Below are 22,920 nucleotides of genomic sequence, written 5' to 3' on the forward strand. Positions count from 1 at the left end.
TTAAATCATGTCACGCACTTTGGCAACCAGGGCTTTAACCCGGCTCACCGAAGCATCCAGCATCTGCTGTTCGTCAGCAGTCAGTGTTAATTCAATAACCTTTTCGACCCCGTTTTTGCCCAGAATCACCGGCACGCCAACATACGCCCCGCCAATATGATACTGTGTATCACACCATGCACAGCAGCTTACTACGGCTTTCTTGTCTTGAAGAATGGCCTCGGCCATGCGAACCGCCCCGGCCGCTGGAGCATAATAGGCACTGTAGCCCAGCAGATTGACAATCTCGATACCGCCGTTGCGGGTACGCTCTACCAGCCGCTGGATCGTCGCAGCGTCCATCAGCTCCGGCAGCGGAATCCCCGCCACGGACGTATAACGCGGCAACGGCACCATATCGTCACCATGACCGCCCATCAATACGCCGGTTACATCGGCCACGCTGACATGGAGTTCCTGGGCTACAAAATACGCAAAGCGGGCTGAATCCAGCACTCCTGCCATGCCCATCACCCGGTTCTTTGCAAAACCGCTGACCTTGCCCGCCACATCCACCATCACATCCAGCGGATTGCAGACGACAATAATATAGGCATTGGGGCTGTATTTGACCACCTGCTCGGTGACGCTTTTGACAATCCTGGCATTCGTCGCCAGCAGATCGTCCCGGCTCATACCCGGCTTACGGGGAACACCGCTGGTAATAATCACGACATCGCTGTTGGCTGTGGCCGCCCAGTCCGTCGTACCACAGACCTGGCCATGAAACGGATACACCCCGCTCATCTCGGCCATATCCAGGGCTTTACCCTCGGCAAGCCCTTTGACAATATCCACCACCACGACATCCCCCAGGTTGCGCTGGGCCGCGATATGGGCCGTTGCTGCACCGACATTGCCTGCACCCACAACAGTTATTTTTTGCCTGCTCACGTTATTCTCCATCATTAAAAAATCTGCTTTATGATGCTGCATCCCATTCCAGGCAGCCTGGAATTCAATCCATCTTTTTATACAATCTACATCTTTATCCAGAAGTATTAATAGACCCGTAATTATAAAACACCCGCCGGAAAAAGAAAAATATTTTTCAAAATCCTCTTTTCCTCATCAGAAGAATAGATTTTTTCTTGCAAAAACAGCTCAAATCCGGTACTTTTTGTTGGTCATATGAAGCTTACGGCGACGTACCCAAGCGGCTCAAGGGGACGGTTTGCAAAACCGTTATTCGTCGGTTCGAATCCGACCGTCGCCTTTCTGTCTTTTTCATCTCTTTTATGTCCCATAATAATATTATTTTCATTTGACTTTTCAGGATTCGATTTCTAAAATAGTTGCTGTGTTGGGGATAAAACACGTTTGTTGAGGAGAGGTAAAAATGAAAACTCTTTGGATTACCTCATTTATAGGATGCCTTCTCAGTGTCATTGTATGTCCAGTGTTTGCGGATGATTTTCCGACAATGAAAACGTATGACTACCGCATCGAAATTCCGCCTGAAATTGAAAATTCCGCTGATATTTTGATTCACACTCGTTTTTCGATACCTGAACCGGCCACGCTGGCACTCTGGGGAATCGGGCTGTTGATTTTTTCGCCCCATAAGGATCATATACCCCGGCTCAAACGAGCCTGAAAATGAGATATAACCGGAGGGGTTATACATAGCATAAGGCCGCAGTCAATATGCAGTTCTGCGGCCTGTGTTTTTATTGGCCGTTCTTATTTTCAGCCCGGCGACGCTGAAAGAATGCCTGCAATTGAAACCGACAATCCTCCTGCAGCACCCCACTGACAACCTCCAGCCGATGATTGAGCCGACCATCCTGAACAATATTGTACAGGCTGCCGCAGGCCCCCGCTTTGGGGTCATCTGTTCCGAAAACCAGCCGATCCAGCCGTGCCAGCACCAGAGCTCCTGCACACATCGGACATGGTTCCAGCGTCACATATATGGTGCACCCGTGCAGCCGCCAGTTGCCTACCACCTCCGACGCCTGTGTCAGGGCAATCATCTCCGCATGGGCTGTAGGGTCATTCAGCAGCTGCCGCTGATTATGCGCCCGGGCAATTACGCGATTGTTATACACAATCACCGCACCAATTGGCACATCCCCATGTTCTTCCGCAATATAGGCCTGGTCAATCGCCATCCGCATATATCGCTGGTCCAGATTGTCTTGATCAGAAATGTCCATTGAGTCTGTAAGCCGTTATAAACCTCACCCAACAATGTCCTTTGACACACAATCAAAATTGACATATTCACATTTAGAATGAGGGATTCTACAAGAACCCTTAATCATCGGCAATACGAAAATTACAATACAGCCCCAATTTTCATAATCTCACTGCTAAAGATATCTTCATCACGGCGGAGCAAGAGCAGGAAATCCACGTTGGCCTTTTGGTACACTACCTACCCATTGAACCCTGAACTCAAATAAAAACAGAGATTTCGACTGATCCTATTTGAAATTTACCGTTTCGTCGCGGCCAAGTACAGCAGCTTCAACCACTTGCTTCGTTTGCTCGCGGAATAATCATACCCGTTGGGTATCCACACCAGCTGTTCAGTGCTGGCTCAATCTGGTTTTAATGACTCTAATATCCGTGGCTTTTATCAGATTCATCAGGCAGCACGGATATTTCAGCAGCACTTGTCCAGCCGTTTCCGTGTATCTCCCGCAACGCGGTAAAACGGAAGAATCGAGCATCAACAGGATCAAAAGTGACTTTCTGTAGCGAAGGATTGTTCCAAATATTGTCAAATGTACCCGATGCGACATTGGTTATCCAGTTTATACCATCCGTGCTGGTTTCAAAGCGATACCGCTGAACGGTGCCGTTTGCGTTGTTATCCTGACGCGGCAGGTAAATAAATCCCTTAATCCGGTGCGAAGCCCCCATGTCAACCGTGATAAAATGGGGCAATTTCAAATCGTTGTGCCAGCGTGTATGCCAGACTGTCGCAGAGTTGTCATCAATCGCATTGGCCGCAGCATTATTGACCTGCCCATTCACTTCCTGGCTGTCAACGTCAATGACCTTCCAGCCAATCGGCATCATTCCCGCAAAAGACCTGGAACCCTCAATAGCCAGTTTTCCATCCGGCAACAGACAAGCTGCTCTGATGGTACCGCCCCACGGCATGGAAATCGGCGTGGTATAAACGGTCGAGTGAGGTGTCGGTGAAGAACCATCAAGGGTATAAACCATCTTCAGGCCGCGATCGTTTCGGAGGGTCACTCTGCCCTGGGCATCACGATCTGAAATCACAGGAGGCAATAAGGCAGCAGGCTGCTGGAAGAAGCCGATTTCCGCCAGCGTCGGCTCCAGGCGGGACCTGGTGATGTGAATACGCACCTTGTCATTTGTCAGCGGAGACTTCAGCCGTATCAGGCGTTTATGGCCGATGGTAGTCAATTCATCCGATGCGATAGGTTCGGCAGCAACCCAGGCCAAGCCATCCCAGGTTTCAATAACAAAAAATTCGACTCGCTGACTGCGATGATCCACGGCTTCCTGGAGTGAAACCACATCAAAAGTAACAGGCTTTGGAAGCGTCAGAGTGATGATGGCACTGGTCCGGCCCGGGGCGGCTTCCCACCAGGTATCCAAATCTCCATCCAACGCCAGCGACGGACCGTATTGCGTATTAGAGTTATCCGCTGTCAATTGACCGCCTGAAGCCAGATTGACCGCAAAGGTATCCCGGATGACCTCCGCCATCCTGCTTAAGGCATTGAGCTGATCATCCGGAATCAGGCCGCGGTCATCCGGAGACAGATTCAAAATCAGATTTCCGTTGCGGCCGATTGACGTGTAATAGATATCCACAAGCTGGGAAACACTTCTGGGTTTCTTGTCGGGAGCCCAAAACCAGGCCCCACGATCAAGCAGAGTAACATTGGTTTCTGTCGGATACCACCACAGGTGGGAACCGGGTGTCAGTTTGGTGCGACTGCCCAGATCCCCGGCCTGCATGTCAGGCCAGTAGAACTGATCCGGTGACATCGGCAGCGGAATGACGCTCCATTCCGTGGTGCGTCCGACCCCGCCTTCATTACCCACCCAGCGCCCGTCCGGCCCTTTGCCAAAAATGATCGCTTGCGGCTGCAGTTTACGAATCAAGTCAAACCATGCTGCATAATCATAGGTCTCCTGGACACTCGGATCCGGGTTGGCACCATCGAACCAGACTTCATGGACCGGCCCGTACTCGGTCAGCAATTCATACAACTGATTAAGAAAATAGCGGTTGTAGTCATCTACCGTATAGGTAAAACTGCCAAATCCCGGCGCCGGTTCACGGCCTTTGGCGGGATCTGTTTTGAAAGCATCCGGATCAGTGGGAATGGTCGAGGGCACTTTGCCGCTGTTGTTGCCATAGTAGCCTTTGGGATTCTTCGGATTGGTCCGCAACTGATACAGGTCGGCCGGTGAAAGATAGACACCCAGCTTAATCCCATGCTTGCGGGCCGCATCGGAAACCGCCCGCACCACATCACCTTTTCCATTCATCCAGGGACTTGACGCCACCGAATGCGAGGTATATCGGCTGGGCCACAGGCATAAGCCGTCATGATGTTTGCAAACCAGCACAATCATTTTACCGCCGGCGTCTTTGATCGCACGGACCCACTGTTCGGCGTCGAACGATGCGGGATTAAAATCCGAGGGGTCTTCACGACCGCTGCCCCATTCCACGTGGTTGAAGGCATTCGGGCCATAGTGAAGGAAAAAGATCCATTCCAGCCGCATCCAGGCCGTCTGGTTGGGACGGGGTAAAACCTTGGCCGCCTTTTCCACCCTAACAGCCTCGGAATCGTCCGGACCAATGACATGCATTGCGGCATAAGGAATCGGGCCGGAAGAGACCGCCTTATCTGCGTTGGTTTGTCCGTTCCCCCAGGCCGGCAGCATCCATAACAGGGGGATCAATATACTTCTAACGCATGCCTGTCGAGTGTGTATGATTTTCATTTCATTTTCACCTTCAATCCTAAGTTTACCGAACTGCTATAGCATCCACCGCCACAGGACCGGGGCCGCGATTGACAATATTGATAGTATGTTTGCCCGAAGGCAGTCCTGTCAGCTTATACACTGTCTGCTGAGCCTGACGTGTCTCTGCAGTGGACAGATCTGCCGTTGCGCGGGTCTGGCCATCAATCTGAATCTCGATCTTTCCCGCTGCTGGTTCTCGTGGAGCAATAACCTCGATGCTGCTGCCGGCGAATTCACAACTCCAGACGTCACCTGGTATGCTGCTGGTGGTCAAATCGTTATTATAATCGCCGGATCCAAGATTGCAGCGGCGAAGCCATCCAGGGGAGGTCGCACCCGGGTCATCATCATTGAACCAGCCTTTGTCATGGGTGATGCGTAAAACCCGGCATTCCGATGCCAGCGAAGGGTTGACAATACCCGGCAGCGGCTGAACCGCTCCGCCGGGGGTTACCGTCAGCCCCTGCTCATCCTGGACAAATGTCAGCGGGCTATCAGACCCCAGAAGGTCAACTTTGGATACCTTGCCCAGGGTTGCCCCGCCGGCGTGCAGAGCCTTCAGGGTAATTGGCCCGCCTTTCCATTCCAGCAGCGTCGCATACACATAGCCTTTATTGCGTGTAAAATATACTGTATTGTCGCCAAAGACCTCAAATGGGCGAGAGCCGTACACAGCTTCTCCGTTGACTTTCAGCCAGCCCCCCACATCTTTGCAGATACGGACAGCCTCAGGATCCAGATCACCCCGCCCTCGCTGTGTGATGTTCAGCAGCATGGTTCCGTTGCGGGACACGTTCTCCATGAGCAATCGGATGACTTTTTTGGCATCCAAATAGTTCTGGCCGGTCTGGTAGTGCCAGTTCTGAAGCGTTGTTTCCGTCTGAAATGGGTAGGCCATGATTTGCGGTTCAATGATCGCCTCGGTACTCTTAACCAGGGCACGCTCCACGATGGGGATCAGTTCGGGATTGTTTTTAAAACTGTTGTAGTGTCCGCCGATACACTTCAGATTGATCACCACATCCATTTTGCCGTCATTCCATCCCATGGACTTATTATAGAAATTGGCCACCAGCGGCGGAGCGAGAAAATCCAATCCCATATGCACCCCTAAATCCCACAGGGAGTTTCCCGCGGCCTCATCAAAATAAATCACATCCGGATGATACCGGGTAATGGCATCATCCACCCGCCACATAAACTGGTTGGCAAAGGGTGAAAGCAGCGGCTCCGTGGCGGTATGAACCGGTCCATACAGATCTACCGGGTCCAGACCTTCCCACCATTTGCCCTGACCGTCCCGAATGGTCAGCATCGCATCATAAGGAACACCCTGCCTGGGTCCTTTTTTATCCCCGGTGTAACGTACCGGCATAAACTGACCCCAAGTTCGAGGCGGCGAGTGATGGAAGCCAATACCGAAACGCAGACCATATTTTCGTGCTGTTTTTTCCCAGACACCGACAATATCCACCTTGGGTCCGACTCGGACAGAGTTCCAGGGCTGATAGGTCGAGTCCCAGCAATCAAAATTGTCATGGTGGACCCCCATGGCCATGAAGTAACGGGCACCCATTTCGACAAACAGCGCCATCAGCTCATCAGGTTTCCATCGGTCAATCACCCAATTGTGACAGATATCCTTATAACCATATTCCGACGGATGCCCAAAATGCCTGAGATGATATTCATATTGGGGACTGCCCTCCATATACATCCCGCGGGAATACCAGTCCCCCTGTTCAGGCATTGACTGCGGATCCCAGTGAGACCAGGCCCCAAACTTGGCTTCACGCCACCAGGCCGGTACGGTATAAAGTCTGCTTATCGCCTTCCAGTCGGGCGAATAGGGCCCGGCCGACACCGGCAGCGGCGGCAGATTCCAGATATCCGGCGGCAGGCCCAAATCTCCCTGACCTACCAGGATATAATCAATATTCACTGCGACATCATCCGCCGTCTGAGTGATAGTCAGTCTGGCGCCGGCAGATATTTCAACCCGTATGACTGCATCAAGAAACGAACCCATAACAGCCCCTGAAGAATGTACATTGACCTTGCGAACCGGCTGGTCATTGACGGAAATGCTGATCGTACCGGTTTCTATCGACGCATAGCGAATTGCCAATGTCTCCGCGGCAGGCAGGTCGGAAAATGTGATGCCTTGCCCAGGTTTGCCCAAACTGACTGAATACCCTTTGGAGGCAGCAGGATCCGCTGTTTGGGATGCCCCGCCGTTCAGTTCGGCAACTTCAGCCTCCAATAGATTTCTTTGGGCTGCCATGGACAAAGCAGAAACAAAATAGAGGATTGTGTATCCAGCCACACATATCCGGATTTGATGGGTCCATGATATCCGCATCATCCTGTTAGACTCCTTTTTCACTATACACTACGACTGGGTTTTATTTTGGTGCCGGATTGTCCAGATTAAACAGAAACATCGATTCCGCCATACAATACTAATCCAAGGAAAGCCCCTCCGCTGCACTCGGCCCAAGCAGGCGAACATCATACAGCCCTCCGGCCAGTCCCCTGTTTGCGACAAATCGAACCGTGAGACGGCCGTTAACAGCAGCCTGCATTATCTCAGGAGAAATCGCATATCGTTTTTCAACAAAATGATTGGGTTTTTCGCCGGTCAGTCTCTGAGTAGCAATCCGCGTCCCGTTGACCAGAATATCAAATTGTCTGCCGCGATCGTCGCCGGAATAGGTAACAGACAAAATGACCTCCCTGGCCCCCCGTGAATCAAGGGTATATTGAATCCAGGAACCGTGACGCCAGCGGCGACCATTGTGAATGCCTGTTTCCATACCTTCACCCTGAAGGTCATGTTCCACCTCAGGCTGCTGCTCGCCAACCGCTATCCAGTCAATGGTCGCCGCCTCACGTGCCAGTCGGACACGTTCCTCGGCAGCAAGTTTTTCCTTTCTGGCTGCAACCTGCTGGGCAGTGGTCAGTTCCCAGTACATCTGGTAGCGACGCTCATGCAGTCTGAAAAACGGCATCAGCGGCAGACCCTCTGGGGCAGCCGGCTCGATTACATCCATAATACGGAAGTTCAGCGGCCCGGCGGATCGATCAGGAACCACGTGTGCAAGCAGCTCCTTTTCCTCTGCAAGCAGGACCGGAACCTTGTCAAGCGAAACCATCGGACCATTCGCCACCTGTGACATGCGGCCTTCGTCGGCAAACAGACCGTCCATATTGTCAACACCGTCGGGCTTGGCCAGCACAATCGGGCCATACAGAAAAGCCACCCAATTAGAGCCATCGGGCAGACGCTCTGTATGCAGATGCATGGGAAGTTCCACATCCACCGTATCGCCGTCCCTCCACTCCCGTCGAATCGCAGCATACGAAGACGGGGTTGATTTAAGCTCCATGGACTGTCCGTTGACCTTGACCGTAAAATCGCCAGGATTGACCCATCCAGGATGGCGGATATTGAGCGTAAAGGCGGCTGGTTTGGCGAGTTTAAGGCGAAGCCGCGTTCTCGGCTCATCCGGAAACTTCGTCTCCTGCCTGAGCACCAATCCGTTTGCGGCCACAGACAGTTCCGAGGGGATGAATAGATTCACATACAACTGGTCTTTGGACTGAGCATAAATAAACGCTCCGTACCGGCCTGGATTCTCCATACCCGTTCCAACACAGCACCAGAAGGCAACTTCAGGCTGAGAATACACCCGATAATGATCCGGACGGATAGGGGTAAAATAGACATACCCGGGCTTTTGGGGATGAATAGAAGCCAGAATCTGATTGTACAAGGCTCGCTCATAATAGTCGACATAGGCAGCCTTTGGTTCGGCCATAAACAGCATCTCAGTAAGCTTGAGCATGTTGTAGGTATTACAGGACTCCGGGCCTTCCCGATGCGAAATCATACCGCTGAAATCCTTGGGATCATTAAAATGCTCGCTGACACTGTTACCCCCAAAAACCACACTGCGGTTTTTGACAACGGTTTCCCAGAAAAACGCCGCCCCGGTATGCAGGGTATCGTCACCGGTCAGTGCCGCAATGCGCTGCATACCGACAATCTTGGGAATCTGAGTATTGGCATGCATGCCGGTCAGCTTGTCCTGGCGATTCTCGAGAGGCTCAAAAACAGACCGATGGTTGAAGCGTTTGGCCAGGTCCAGGTATTTTTTTTTGCCGGTCATCGCATAGACATCAGCAAGGGCTTCATTCATACCGCCATATTCAGTACCCAGCATCTGCTGCATCTGCTGATCGCTCAGGCCGGAGGTGGTTGCCTCACACCAGTCTGCAAAGCCAACAAACAAATCACGTGCTTTCGTATTCCCTCCGTACAGATAGGCGTCCCGAAGCCCGGCAAACATTTTATGGAGGTTATACCAGGGGGCCCATCTTTTCCCGATAAGCTCAACATGCCCCTCAGCAATACTTTTCCAAAATTCTTTGCTTCCCTGGATACCTCCAAGATACCCGTTGCCATTGGCTTTTTGGACCTGGTCCAATTCATTAATCATAGCATCGAGACGCTGACGGAACAGACCTTCCGGATCGGCGCCCGACGCAATCATCAGCGAAATCGCCGAAAGGTAGTGCCCCGCCGTATGCCCTTCAAGCCCCATGCTCTCCCAGTTGCCGTAGGGACGAGCCTTGGCCTCAAGACCCGCCTGGCGCCGAAAGGGCGCAAGCAATCGGTCGGGGTCATGAGCCAGGAGATATTGATAATTGGCTTGAACCGCCTGAGAAAAAGGACTCTCCAGCAATCGGACATCTTTCAGGGGAACAAGCTGAACCGACGGCTCAGGTGATGCTGCCTGACGGGAAATGCCTTCCTGAGTCTGCGTGACGGGTTTGATGGTGCCATCATCATTAAAATAAAGATATTCCACACAGACACTCCGCCGGCAGTCGCCGCCAGGCATCCCATTCAGCGAAGTGGAACCGTCATGGTAAAAGAAATACCACTGCCCCTTGAATTCGATGACTGCCGGATGAATGGTAAAGCCCGCCTTGGGAGAACCGGTTACCAATCCGCGATAGGTCCAGGGACCGGTGATTTTCTCCGCTGTGGCATAGGCAATTTTTTCCGGCGGATTGCCGGGAATATCCGCAGCATAGACATTGTAGTACAGATTGCCGCGTTTGAAGAGCCAGGGGCCTTCAGCAACATTCTTAAATGCCATCTTTTGGATTGGCCCGTCGAGTTCGATCATGTTGGGTTTCAGTTTTACCAGATAAAAGTCGCCGTTGCCCCACATCATCCAGGCGGTGCCGTCGTCGTCAAGAAAAACCGTGGGATCGATGTCGGCGTTGGGACGACTCGAATCCGGGGTCATCTCATCGGTAATCAGCGGAGTTCCGCGGGCATCCTTGAAAGGCCCTGTCGGACTGTCACCCACAGCCACGCCGATACAGTGTTCATTGTTGTTATTGCGACGCAATGTTGTATAAAAATAGAATCGTCCATCCTTTTGGATCATATGAGCGGCCCAGGCAACATTGGCCCGGGCGTATGGAAAATCCTCCGGCCGGAGAATGGGACCGTGTGCCGTCCAAGTCTTCATGTCCTTGGAGGAATAACATCGCCACTCAGGCATGGTAAAAAACTGACCCTCTTTGGCGTTGTCGCGACCGACATAGACATAGACCGTATCGCCGACAACCAAAGCCGCCGGGTCAGCCGTAAACACATCGCGAAAGATGGGATTCTCCGCATAGCACGTTGCGCCAGCGATAATCAGAATGGTTATGAATCGCAACCTCATCATGGAACTCCTATTCATTATGAATACTGTTTAATGGCTGAACTGCCAGGAATCAAAATTAAAAAGTGGCTTCCCTTCATTGCCTTTGAATACAAAGTAAAGGTCATGTACCCCCGTCACCTCGGATACGCTGGCCGTGACGGTTTTCCAGGTCTGCCATCCGCCGGTGTTGGCAACAGAAACGGTCCCGATGCATTTGCCACTGCATTCATCAAGATGCAGTTCAATGGTACCGCCTTCCGATGCACTGGCAACTCGGGCAGTAAAAGTCGCTGCCGGCGTATCGCCGAAATCGACCCCCTTGACTTTGATATAATCGCCATGATCAATCTGGCACACATTCATCCCCCCTGCACTGCAGGGTTCTGTCTTGACACCCGACGACCAGCAGATCGTTTCGGCCTGGATGGTCTGGTAGGGATTAAGATGGCCGACCTGAGGCACACTCGGTATCGCCGTACCGTCTCCCCACCAGGCAACTTTCTGAATCGTACCGTCGGGGTTGTAGCTCATGGTCTTTACGCAGACCGAACGCCTCTCCAGTTTCCTTCGATGGCCCTGAAGGGTAAAAAACAGCTCGTAATTTAAACCAAACACATAAGATGTCCCCTGATATTCAATAATGCCCGGATGGTTGCCGTCTGAGTGAGGATGCGGATCCATAATCGTCCCCTTACACCTCCAGGGTCCCGTAGGACTGTCGCTCATGGCATAACCGATACCTTCGGGGCAGCAGCGTGAGGCCCAGGCCAGGTAGTAATGACCATTTTTCTTCCAAAGCCACGGCCCTTCCGTGTAAGACGCCTCAGGAGGAGTGCCGGTAAAATCAATCGATGCCGTCTGAATGTCCCCCGACGTAGAAATCATGTCTTCGTTGAGCTTAACATAATAACAGGGACCGTTTCCTCCCCAATACAAATAGGCCTGCCCATCATCATCAATAAAGACAGAAGGATCGTAGTCGCCCGGATTGCCGCGATAAATCAGAGGCTTGCCCAGAGGATCAACAAACGGGCCCAACGGACTGTCCGCCACCGCTACACCAATGGCCATTCGGCCTTTGAATATTGTGGGACAATAGAAATAAAACCGATTGTTTCGGGCAATACACTGAGGCGCCCATGCACTATGACCATCAGCCCATTTGAATGTCTTATTGGGCTCCGCCACGCTTGCGATAATCCCATGATCCGTCCAATTGACCATATCCGTTGAACTATAAAGCAGCCAGTTAAACATTTTAAAACCCGTCGCATCGTCTTCATCATGGGTGGTATAAAGATAGACTGTACCCTGATAAACCATCGGCGCCGGATCGGCAGTATATTTGGTTTGAATGATTGGATTGTCCGCTTGACATAAACCGGTTAGGAATACGATTAAAGTTGTTCCAAACATCTTTTTCATTGTACTCTTCCTCTTTCAAATCTTCTGTATCGATGCGACGAGAATGCTTTGGGGGCCGCCGCGGAACAATCTTGTTCATGGAATATCGTTTTGCTTAGGATGCCGCAGACTATATGGCTCACTTGTGCCAAACGAACATTAATAGTACAGGGTACCCTGAAATGGAATAAGAACAAGTTTGTTTTTCACCAATAGCTCTTTTCGAACAGACATAATGCTCTCCGAATTTTGTACTACGGTATAAGAAGGAGGTTGTGGTGTAATTCAATCGGCAATTAGAGATGAAAGGACGTATAAATCAAGACTCAACAGAGGCATTTTCCGGCGGCCTTCAAGACAAAAGTGACCATCGAAGCCATTAAGGGTCAAAAGACACGCGTCGCTCTATGAGGTTCACCCCACGCAGGTGGCCCAGTAGAAAAAGGAGGCGTGTGAATTGCTGCCGGCAGACACCTGCTGGTAGACTGCTACCCGGGTTTACTGGCTTGCCAGAAGCCAATTAAAGACAGATGAAGTCTGTTAAAATTGATCTTCCTATCGCTATAAAGAAATAATATGAACTACACCATCACGGCTTTTTTAAATTCCAGCGTGACTTGCCGCTGCGGGGGTCGAATTTAGTCAGCGACGGTGTACTGAGGCCCACCGCACTCAATGCCAGCGGTTCCTTTGAATCAGACTCAGTCATCGGGATAATACGATATGTCCCGTCAATTAACTGGTCAATACGCCACAATTGTTCAGGCTCGCCGGTAAAGGCTGCAACCACCTCAACCTCGGCGTCCTTTGTTGCCGCCAGAGCGCGATCCGTACCGGCAATCGTAATCTTGAAAAAGGGTGAACCGAGATACCCCCCAACATTGGGGACGGGCGTGATAGTCCACTTTTGATGAGCCTGCAGCATATACTCTCCCAGACGAACGGGAACACTGCCAGCCGGCCAATTTACGGACACTACCGCGACATCCTGATCCGGAATCGGAGTCACTGGCCCGCTGTATCTTCTGCCCATCATACCGGGGCCAGCCGGGCCAGCACCTGGACCGCGAGGGCCTGCCCCGCCGCCGGGCCCGCTGGGCCCTGAAGACATTTCACGAATTCTTCGATTTTCACTGAGCGGTACCGCTTCTACCCCGAGTTCCAGGCAATAGCCGCTGCGTTCAGACTCGATTTGGAAAGTACCTCCATTAAAAGCTTCCCCGGCAACCGGCCAGCCGTTTTTCCAAAGCAGAGTACGAATGTCAAGGACGCTGCGACCACCGCGATCCATATCGGCTTCGTAGTGGCAGGAGAATTTCTGCACGTCATTGCCAAGGTCGATCAGGCCAAAGTGGCCGGGACCGATGAGGCGATTATTGGCGGCCACAACAAGTTTGCCGCCGCCCCGGAGCATGTCCACGCCCATGTGGTCAAGGTAAGGGCCGGTCGGCTTTCTGGACCGTCCGACTCGAATGTTATAGGTAGAGTGGGTACCGCTGCAGCAGGTGCCGTGAGTACCGAAAAGGTAGTACCAGCCGTCACGATAGATCAGGGCCGTTGCTTCACAATCGATGGCAATATTGACCGGTTCGTTGCCTTTGACACGCATGCCCGTTTTGGGATCAAGCTCGACAATCCTGATGTAGCCGAAATAGGTCCCGTAGGTACACCACAGTTTGCCTTCGGGACTCAGACACAGCGAAGGATCAATGGCATCACAATCCTCGATGCCGTCGCTGGAGGCCACAAGAACCGGTTCGGTGAATTTAAAATCGGGGGAATTCGGGTCGAGGGTTTTATTCCACATCGTCAGAATTCTGCCGTTATGTCCCCCCCCAAGACCGCCGCCGGTTGCACCATAGACCACCAGATAACGGTCGCCGATCTTCATAACATCAGGAGCCGCTCCGCCGCCGGGACGTACAGCGCCGCTTCGCCAGGTCCAGCCGTCATCAGATATCAGCCCCCCCCCGCCAGTGCCGAAGGTATAATACTTGCCATCGCACTGCACGATAGTCGAAGGATCGTGAATGTAGGGTTCACCATTCAGGGTCATTGCCGGACAAGACGGCTGCAGCAAATACAGGCCCAAAACCAATGCTGCAAAATAACGTGATTTCATGGAACCTCCTGAGACAATAACAGGCAATTAGGACATATTTAACCAGACAAGACGAAAGCCCGGAAGAATTTACTCCGCGGCCTTTTCAAGGTTCAGGGCAATATCCTTGATCGGTTCACCCTGCTCATTGATAAAACGTACGCAGAAATCGCTTAATCCCGGACCGTTAATGACAGCACCGCGGATAATATTGCGGCCTTTCTGGAGCGTAACGCGTTTGGAAACGCAGTCATCCATCACCATACGCCGATCACCAAACAATCCCACGGCCTCCTTGCCGTTGAGCCACCACATGGACGCGGAATTGGAACCGACTGCCATACGGACATTCTCTATCTGACGCGGGCTGTCAACCACAGTCACGGCCCAGAACAGGACTCCGTATGTCGGCTTATTCAGGCCGTAGGCAAAACGAAACAGCTTGACATTGAAGTTGGTACTATCCAGCGCATGCCATGTGAGTTCCTTATCAGACACTGTCACCTTGTCGCCGTCACACGGAACGACGGTAAACTGGTCGGGAAAGTACTCTGTACAGATGGTATTGCGGACAAAGCTTTCGGTAAACCCGGCATTACTGCGGATGGGCAGCGAAATTGGTTCCAGAAGCAGCCATCGCTGGAGGAAGCCGTCGGGATCCGGCGATTTGGCACCCGATGTGGCCGCCGTGAAATAAGGTGCAACGCTGCGAGGAGCTTCACTGGTTTTGGGACTCTCAGCGGTACTGCCAGGCGCGGCAGAACAGCCTTCAAATAACATTACAAACAGGATACTGAACATCAGCAGTATGAGATTGCGAAATGTATTCATGGCAGACCCTTCACTTAATTTCGAAGTTACGCAGGCAAAACAAGAACAGTTTCTTATTTGAAAGACCGATATACACAATCCATACCACACTGTCAAGTATTTTAATCAACCGTTGTGGAATAGACAGGGAACATCGTATCCCCCTTAGACGGATACGCTGTATGACGATGAAGCGTTATCAAGAACTAAAGAAGATGTGGTCTGGCGGAACCGACTCGCGATGCAGTCCCAAACTAAATCCGTCTGAATCCAATGTTCCACCCCGCCGCACTTTAGCCGCTGGTCTGCAGATGCCGGCAACAAAAAGATTCGTTTGTCCGCCAAAATGAATTTTTAGAGGAACCCTTTAGCCGGGCCGACAAAAATCACACTCCACAAATCACCGACTGGACAGCGTATCCATTTGGGATGCAATGACCCTTGAAAAACCGTCTTGCCGTCCATAAATCGCTACGGAGGGGTGGTACAGATCGAATGCCAAAGGTATGATTAAAAGGCTTGTTGACATAGCTTTATACTCCTAGGGGGTTTTATTTTCCCCTGTCCTACTATGTCTTTTTTTTACAACCACCTATCCATTTGCCGAATAACCCACTCTTGCAAATAGCATAGGTAATACTATGTTTTTGAAACGCTGTTTTACACTAAACATATTAGCATAGCACTTCAAAACAGAATCAATAAGTCCTTGTAAAACAAAGACTTAAGAATACCCCCAAGGGGATTCGAACCCCTGTCGCCGGGTTGAAAACCCGGTGTCCTAGGCCTCTAGACGATGGGGGCATGGGCAACACCCTTGCCGCATCAAACTTCACGTTGTTAATCAAGCTGCTTTGGTACTTCACACAACCCGCAGGTCGTGATTTTAATTGTTTTGAGGATAAAGCCTTATGGCATTATTCCATAGCAATCGCTTCGACCGGGCACTCATCCACGCACACGCCGCAATCGACGCATTTATCAGAATCGACGAAAGCCTTACCATCTTTCATCGAAATGGCTTCACTGGGGCAAGCTTCGACGCAGGATTCGCATCCTGTGCAGGTCTCGACATCCACTTTTGCTGGCATAGTTAATCCTTTCTTTTAGCGTATCATTACTTAGCATTGCAAGGCGGAGAATTTACAAAATTTCCGTGCATTACACAATAAAAATTTTTAAATTTTTTTGATTTTTTCTGGATATCCCTAACCACTTGGCATTCAAGCAATTACAATTATTTCTCGACAGGAGGTTCAGACTGGCCCGGCAAAGGCGGCTTGCCCCCCAAAACAACAGCCAATCGCTGGTTGAGCCAAAACGGATCATGCTGGGCCTTCCAGTCCAAGACAGGCTGGAAGGACTCTTTTTGTTGGGTGGCCAAAAGCCACAGAGCAACCATTCGCACCGGCCAGGCATCATGGTTGAGGTTTTCGGAAATCGAGGCCGTCATTCCGTAATCCAACCCGACCGAATAACGTCCCAGACAAGACATAATGTGGACTCGAACTTTCCAGTTTTCATCCATGATAGCCCGCCTGACCGAGTCAGCCAGCAATGAAGGCTCAATGGCTATATATTTATAAGGAATATTTCCCAGTTTAGCCGCTGCTTGTTCCGCATACAAACCCGCAAACAATTCAGCCGCGCGAATCCGCTGTCCTTCCTGGCCCTTGGCTACAGCATCAAGTCGCTGAAGCAAGAATTCCCGACTCATTTCAGCTTTTTTGCGATGTACAACCGTCTGAATCAGACCCACGCCATTCACTCCATTAGCCAGCGAGCCGTCCCGGGTGACTATCGGATCCAGATATAAGGTAAAATCAATATCCACCGAAGCCTGTGGGCAGGTAAACAGCAAACGGGATAATTCCCCTGTATTTACGTCCAAACGCACCGTAACCGATTCACCCGGCAAAATCGCCCGACTTGGACGAAAGGTTCCTTCCAGCAAAGCAGGAATTTTTTTACGAATATCCCCACGAATGTCCACATCCACGCGATACCGCCCTGTCAGCATCCCGTTTTTACCGATAACCAGTGGCATGGCACCGGTATTTTCCAGAGTCAGCCGGGCATCGAGCGGGCTGCCGAAAAAGAATTCTTCTCCGCCAAAATTCAGTTTGGCTTTGAACAGTTTAGGGGGCACTATAAACGGGGGCACAATCTGTTTGCCAAATTTATCCTTAAGACCGGTTTCAATAATCCCGGGGGAAAGCTCGGAAATATAATCCGATCCCGCTTCTTTTAATGCCGCCCTAGCTTTGAGCATGATGGGAAGCGAAACAGGTTTTGACAGTACCCCCCGCAGCAGTTCGACGGCTTTTTCTTTCTGGTCTTTCTGAATATAAGCACGGGCCAGGGTCAGGGCTGCCACCGGGTCGTTCTGGGCCAGAGGCTCTGCATAGTCGACAGCCAGATCGATCTGCTGATTCAATAAAAACGCATACGCCATCAGCGATTTGGCTGCCGGCAAATTCGGCTCCTGAGTATAGACCCGATTGCACCATGCAAGGGCTTTTTCCGGATCTTCCGTTCCAAAGCAGTAAAACCACCCCGTCTTCAAAGCATAAATGCCCTCTTGCTGGCCGGTGCCCTGCTGCTGGAGCTTGTCGGCGGCCAAAGCCAGAATTTGTTTTTTCTGATCCGGAACTCCGGTTTTTTCCGCTGCCAGTGCCGCCACAGTTTCGATGATCGGATTCACGACGCCACCGTCTCGCACCTTCTGGGCAATTGCCGCACACTGCGTCTGTCGAGAGGAAGACATATAACAGCTTTCAATCCATCCCAGAGCGATGTCTTCATGTAACCCTTTGCCTGGCTCCAGATACTCATACAATCCTGCCGCATACGCAAATGCATCGGCAGCCCATTCATACAGTCCGGCATGATATGCCGTTTGTGCAAACCCCATTACCGCTTCCAGATTGCTCGGATTCACCGTCAGCGCCAGACGATCCCAGATTAATTTTTCCGTGACCGCCGCATTGGCTGTCGCAGGTTCGGTCAATTCCATCCACTTACCCATGGCCAGCAGGTTGTATGGATTCAAGCGGAGGGCATAATCAAATTGCGCAGCCGCCCCGGCATAATCGGTCTTCTCCGCTGCATACAATCCCAACTGGGCCGCTACATCCGAAGCAAAGACCGGATTAGATGTCGCCAAAGGTCCAAGACTACGGCTCAACAAATTTTCCCGTTCCTGTCGTGTATCGACTTGTTCCAGCACGCAGTTCAAGGCCTGAGCCGCAACCTCCAGATCTGCATTGGCATCCATATATCGCTTCATCGCCATCAGGATGGTATCGGAATAATCCGAGCGAACTCCACTGCGTCCAACCCCCCGCAGGAATTGTTCATAGACCGCAGGGGATTGCTCATCCAGAATGATGCCCGCCTGCAGAAATAGCATGCAAATATCGGCCTGGTTCGAGGAAGACGAAGAAATGTCATTGCCCAGACGCCCGAATAATTCGGCTGTAAGGGGGGAAAATAACGTCTGCGATTGCAATTGAGGTGCTGCAAAAATCGGCCCGACTATCAGTCCAATCCATGCCGTAATAAAAACAAAATCCCTTTTGACCATTCGGTACTCCTGATAAAAAAACTCTATGTTGCGATTGCTTGTCGATTAACGGCTGTGATACGCAAAGCTCAGGATTCTGGGACGGGCCAGGATTTTATAATCTGACAGCTTGATTCGCACCGCCTGATCATGTGAACCTGCCTGAAACGTTATGTACTCATCCTTGTCGAGGGATTTATCCATCAGCGTCTCAATCCCATACAGCATGCCAATCGGCGGTTCGGCTCCCAGTTCGCAATCCCCAAACAGTTTTACCATTTCGGTTTCATCCGCCAGCCGCACATCGCGGGCCCCAATCCCCTGCTTCAACGCTGCAAGGTCTATTTTGCAGCAAGCCGGAAGGACACACATATAATATGTCCCATCCGCCTGAACCAGCACCGGCTTGGCAACCGCCATTCCCGGCACATGTTCTTCCGCAGCCATCTGTTGAGCAGTAAACGCCGGTCGGTGTTTCGTCAATTCGTATCGGACCTTGTTCGAATCCAAAAAGGACAGTAACGCCATAATGCCACCTCCCTTTCGATAAACCTGTTCCAACAGATACATTGTTATTATTATAGCCCCCCTGCCGCAACCAGTCAAACATTGAATTTGAACCGCCTTAATCCAGGCGTTCAGCCACCGCCACAACCGCCGCAAAAACCGCTTTGGCACCAGCCTGACGCAGCGTGACAGCACATTCCTTCAGCGTGGCACCACTGGTACTAATATCATCCACCAGACATACAGTTTTCCCCTCAAACGGGTGGCCTTGACGAACCGCAAACGCACCTTTGACATTTTTACGACGCGCAGCATCGTCTTCCAGTTCCCACTGGTGACAAGTATAACGCATTCGGACCAGATCGGTCGATATTGTCGAACAAAATCGTCGTAATTGCCGGGCCAGCAGAAAAGATTGGTTAAACCCCCGTTCCAGCCGGCGACGCCAATGCAAAGGTACTGGAACTAATATATCTATTTTGTCGGAAAATCCGGATGCCTCAAATGCCCCCTGAATGATTGGACCCAAATACTCTATATTTTCGGTTTGGTCTTGAAATTTTAATCCCCGCAACAAATTTTTCAACACGCCCGTATAGAATCCTGCACGGCACAGGCCGTCATATTCCAGTGCTTCCTCCAGGCATCCGCCGCATCGATTGGCTACCAGTCCATATCGTGTCACTGTCCGGCCGCAGCGGCGGCAATAGTCACATCCCACCGCCGTGGACAGTTCCTGCCAGCAGGCCAGACATAAACCTCCTGCGTCTTCTTCAATGGGGGTTGAGCAGGCATGGCACAGGGCAGGCCAGATCAATTGATGCATCGTCCGCCACAGCCCCAGCATCGGGCGCACCAGACAATTCCTTCCGGATTGTAGCAGCTCCTTATCCATGCCTGAATTGTATAAAACAGGCACACGCTTGTGAAGAGGCAACTACCGTAAATCGTATGCAGAATTAGCTTCCGATAGAAATCCTATGGGAGTCTGCGGATTCTGCTGGTTGTGCTGCCGGATAAGGTCACTGGTTCCATCGGAATCCGTACCTTCAAACAGCTCTGACTGGGATGCCACACTCCCATCACACCAGGCCACATTGGTATTCCGATTGTGTCGATACCCCTGTGTCCCACCCCAGCGTCCGGAAAAATTCATATCCGTCTCCGACGGCAGCGGACTTCGCATGAATTTATTGGCCCCATTGAGCGTTTGACCGTCTCCGAACATCGCACACCCGGCCGGATATCGAATCTCATGATAGCGGATAGGCAGTACAACACCCTCATTCTGACCGTGCCCGATATAACTCGTGTTATAATTGTACCCGGTATAAGGATTAGCCGCCGTATTCGAATCCCCTTTAAATGACGGGCATTGCTGGACTTTTTCTATCATTGTCTCCTGCCAGAGCAAACCGGGCTGCACAACCACACCCTCACTGCTGCGGCATTCGGTAAAATCCCAGCAATATTGGGTTCGCTGGCCAGGCAACTTAACCGAATAATAGGCTATCGGCAGAAACCCCCGCTGATTTTCCGCATACACTACCGCCGCGATGTGCATCTGGCGAAGATTATTCTGACAATAAACCTCCCGACCCTGTTCTTTGGCCCGTGCCAGGGATGGCACCAAGACCCCCAGCATCAACGCGATAATCGCCATGACCACCAGCAGCTCAATCAGAGTAAAGGCTTTGGGCTTCATTGCTGACAGTTCCATGTACATACCAGCCAGTTTTCCGCCAACACTGCCAAATCCAGCAGATTGACCCGGCAGTCCTGATTGACATCGCCAGCCGGCAGCGGATGCTGATAGTCGCCGCATGCCGCTACATCCGACACCGCGTCGATTTCTCCGGCCAGCGGACTGACAGAGCTGAGCCGAATATATTGAATCCATCGCCGACCCGTCTGGTCATCAGCCCGCAACTGTTCAAAATCCCCCGGAGTCAGCCACCGTAAATCAAATCCAGTTCCGCCTGCTGAACCCTCATACAGTTCGATTGCCTGGGCCACAGTTAATCCTGAAAAATCCGACAGTTTCAAGTTCGGATTCACCGGCCGCAGCGGGTCCAGGGCTTGCCCCCAGGTTTTGCCCTCGTTATTCCATGCAAATCGATTGGTTGGAAACAAATTATCCGCAAACGGCCCGCTCGAAAACCCAAACCATGGACCATTGGGATCCTGGGCGACCTCGACTTTCACTTTTTCACCAATGATTGCTGCAGGGCTGCTGAGCCGAAGCCCCCCCATATCCGAATCCGGCCGGACCACACCCTGTGTGATAAATGCCGCATTGCCAAAAACAATAAAATCAATCCCATAGGGATTATTGATATCATCGGCTACACGGTGATCAAAGCCCAGCACGATGGAACTGCCTGGCCCCAGCGTTACCACGGTTCGCTCATTTTGTAGGTCGGTATTCCAGGCACCATAAACCAGCGAACAGGCAAAAGACGCAAAATAGACATCGTCATCATAAAGCCATGATGCCGGTTCCCCCAGCGCCGCTGACGGCTGGTCATAGGGATACATCCCAAACGGTCCTTTGGACTGTACCACGACCGTGGCAAAATCAGAACCGACCGCCGTCGCCGCAAGCACCAACCCTATTATCCATTCGTTTCGCACAATTTCTCAATTCTGTATAACAACAGGGCCGGCATCCCTGCCGACCCGCATTGAACGGTTATTTATTTGCGCCGCATCCAGACTACACCGATTCCCAGCAACGCCAGCGTCAGCGGTTCAGGGACAGCCATCTGCCCAGGCTGGCGATTCGGCATGGACCAGTCCGCCGGATAATCCGTCCACACCCAGCTATCCCAGCTTCCATCGGTCAACATTCGCCCCTGCACTCCGACCATGCTAAGGTTCCACTCGAAATTATTATCGCTGATAAAGTATGCCCAGCCAGTATTGGCCGAACCATAATCCATCTCCACACCTCCGGGGTATCCAAAATCATACACCCAGACACCCCAGCCGTAGTCCATATAGGACATCTCAAATACACCCGCGGCATCAATAGCCTGCAATGCATCCCAGGCCGTCGCCTGCCCGTCCCATTGATACTGGAACACAAAAACCGAACTGCCGTTAAAATCCAATGCGATATACGCTGTATTCGCACCCGAGCCTGCAGCATATTCTACTGGATTGGAATACGTCGGGGCCTGCATCGCAACCCCCTGAACCGAAATCAGTGACACCAGCAACAACATCCACATCTTTTTCATACACATCCTCTCATTGGTTCCGGCTTTCAAATAGCCGGAAGTCTTATTCTCATTTTTTTTTGACTTTGAAGCTGCCGCGGCGGACGGCAGATCTGTGCCCGCCGCGACAGACTGTTGGAAATAGCAATTTTCGGATACATTCTGGTTCGGCTGCCAACCTCCTGTTCTGCGTCGGTCTTTGACGCGAAGACCCGTAAATAAAACAAAAAAGCCGCCGCTCCCACGCAGGAAGCGACGGCTTTGTATTCAATTTCTAAAAGGGACAGAATCAGGCTCTTGGGCCCAATTGCCATTTTCCATCCGCACACGCCTTGTTCCTTCTCGCGAGAACAACGTTACGCAATTGCTTTCCGGCAGGTTTTCTGGCTTGTACCCTACCTCAAGGCTCCTTCCCATCCTGTGTTGGACAGTGGAATATTGCCTTTTGGATTTGCCTGGTTTTGGGCATCGGGTACATACAGCGGCGCGACCGCCACGGACTTTCACCGTGTTCCCTTTTTCATTCGGCCCGAATGGGCCAAACCGTAAAGCAGATTCAAATTTCCAAAG

The 22,920-nt window shown here is 51.5% G+C and carries 16 protein-coding genes, 2 tRNA genes and 1 riboswitch; of the genes, 2 read left to right on the forward strand and 16 right to left on the reverse strand.

What is annotated here, in order from left to right:
• Entirely contained in the window at nt 1-933 is a 933-nt protein-coding gene (mdh, locus tag ACQ9LF_RS11770) for a malate dehydrogenase (protein WP_462489607.1), read from the reverse strand.
• A 248-nt stretch (nt 934-1,181) separates the two neighbouring features.
• Here mdh and ACQ9LF_RS11775 point away from each other — a divergent pair.
• A tRNA-Cys gene (locus tag ACQ9LF_RS11775) sits at nt 1,182-1,255 on the forward strand.
• Between the two features lie 123 nt (nt 1,256-1,378).
• Nucleotides 1,379-1,636, forward strand: coding sequence for a hypothetical protein (locus ACQ9LF_RS11780; protein WP_462489608.1), 258 nt, complete (start codon nt 1,379-1,381; stop codon nt 1,634-1,636).
• A 73-nt stretch (nt 1,637-1,709) separates the two neighbouring features.
• Here the strand turns inward: ACQ9LF_RS11780 and tadA are convergent, their stop codons facing one another.
• The 15 genes from tadA to ACQ9LF_RS11855 form a co-directional block, all read right to left on the reverse strand.
• A complete protein-coding gene (tadA, locus tag ACQ9LF_RS11785) occupies nt 1,710-2,198 on the reverse strand; it encodes a tRNA adenosine(34) deaminase TadA (protein WP_462489609.1) in 489 nt (162 codons plus the stop codon).
• A gap of 406 nt (nt 2,199-2,604) precedes the next feature.
• Nucleotides 2,605-4,986 (reverse strand): alpha-L-fucosidase, encoded by a 2,382-nt coding sequence (locus ACQ9LF_RS11790; RefSeq protein ID WP_462489610.1) that lies wholly within the window; start codon nt 4,984-4,986, stop codon nt 2,605-2,607.
• 25 nt (nt 4,987-5,011) lie between these two features.
• Entirely contained in the window at nt 5,012-7,375 is a 2,364-nt protein-coding gene (locus tag ACQ9LF_RS11795) for an alpha-L-fucosidase (RefSeq protein WP_462489611.1), read from the reverse strand.
• A gap of 97 nt (nt 7,376-7,472) precedes the next feature.
• The gene (locus ACQ9LF_RS11800; RefSeq protein WP_462489612.1) at nt 7,473-10,763 is read right to left on the reverse strand and encodes a beta-L-arabinofuranosidase domain-containing protein; all 3,291 of its coding nucleotides are present in this window, start codon (nt 10,761-10,763) and stop codon (nt 7,473-7,475) included.
• A gap of 27 nt (nt 10,764-10,790) precedes the next feature.
• Nucleotides 10,791-12,167, reverse strand: coding sequence for a family 43 glycosylhydrolase (locus tag ACQ9LF_RS11805; protein ID WP_462489613.1), 1,377 nt, complete (start codon nt 12,165-12,167; stop codon nt 10,791-10,793).
• A 568-nt stretch (nt 12,168-12,735) separates the two neighbouring features.
• Nucleotides 12,736-14,202 carry a family 43 glycosylhydrolase gene (locus tag ACQ9LF_RS11810; RefSeq protein WP_462489642.1) on the reverse strand — a complete coding sequence of 489 codons (1,467 nt, stop codon included), beginning with the start codon at nt 14,200-14,202 and terminating at the stop codon, nt 12,736-12,738.
• Between the two features lie 135 nt (nt 14,203-14,337).
• The gene (locus ACQ9LF_RS11815) at nt 14,338-15,027 is read right to left on the reverse strand and encodes an acetylxylan esterase (protein WP_462489643.1); all 690 of its coding nucleotides are present in this window, start codon (nt 15,025-15,027) and stop codon (nt 14,338-14,340) included.
• A 761-nt stretch (nt 15,028-15,788) separates the two neighbouring features.
• Nucleotides 15,789-15,861: transfer RNA gene (locus tag ACQ9LF_RS11820), tRNA-Glu, on the reverse strand.
• Between the two features lie 113 nt (nt 15,862-15,974).
• Nucleotides 15,975-16,148, reverse strand: coding sequence for an indolepyruvate ferredoxin oxidoreductase subunit alpha (locus ACQ9LF_RS11825; protein WP_462489614.1), 174 nt, complete (start codon nt 16,146-16,148; stop codon nt 15,975-15,977).
• Between the two features lie 146 nt (nt 16,149-16,294).
• Complete coding sequence (locus tag ACQ9LF_RS11830; RefSeq protein ID WP_462489615.1) at nt 16,295-18,643, reverse strand: tetratricopeptide repeat protein; 2,349 nt, start codon at nt 18,641-18,643, stop codon at nt 16,295-16,297.
• 45 nt (nt 18,644-18,688) lie between these two features.
• Nucleotides 18,689-19,150 carry an aminoacyl-tRNA deacylase gene (locus ACQ9LF_RS11835; RefSeq protein WP_462489616.1) on the reverse strand — a complete coding sequence of 154 codons (462 nt, stop codon included), beginning with the start codon at nt 19,148-19,150 and terminating at the stop codon, nt 18,689-18,691.
• A 97-nt stretch (nt 19,151-19,247) separates the two neighbouring features.
• Nucleotides 19,248-19,976 (reverse strand): ComF family protein, encoded by a 729-nt coding sequence (locus ACQ9LF_RS11840; RefSeq protein ID WP_462489644.1) that lies wholly within the window; start codon nt 19,974-19,976, stop codon nt 19,248-19,250.
• Between the two features lie 90 nt (nt 19,977-20,066).
• Nucleotides 20,067-20,849 (reverse strand): type II secretion system protein, encoded by a 783-nt coding sequence (locus ACQ9LF_RS11845; RefSeq protein ID WP_462489617.1) that lies wholly within the window; start codon nt 20,847-20,849, stop codon nt 20,067-20,069.
• The gene (locus ACQ9LF_RS11850) at nt 20,831-21,763 is read right to left on the reverse strand and encodes a hypothetical protein (RefSeq protein WP_462489618.1); all 933 of its coding nucleotides are present in this window, start codon (nt 21,761-21,763) and stop codon (nt 20,831-20,833) included. Before ACQ9LF_RS11850 ends, ACQ9LF_RS11845 begins: the two co-directional genes overlap by 19 nt.
• Before the next feature lie 62 nt (nt 21,764-21,825).
• Nucleotides 21,826-22,371: a PEP-CTERM sorting domain-containing protein gene (locus tag ACQ9LF_RS11855; RefSeq protein ID WP_462489619.1), complete on the reverse strand. Its 546-nt coding sequence runs from the start codon at nt 22,369-22,371 to the stop codon at nt 21,826-21,828.
• Between the two features lie 335 nt (nt 22,372-22,706).
• Nucleotides 22,707-22,913: riboswitch (cobalamin riboswitch) on the reverse strand.
• Between the last annotated feature and the right edge of the window lie 7 nt (nt 22,914-22,920).

The sequence above is a fragment of the Anaeroglomus insulsum genome, from assembly GCF_050689095.1.
GTDB classification, from domain to species: Bacteria; Planctomycetota; Phycisphaerae; order Sedimentisphaerales; family Anaerohalosphaeraceae; genus Anaeroglomus; species Anaeroglomus insulsum.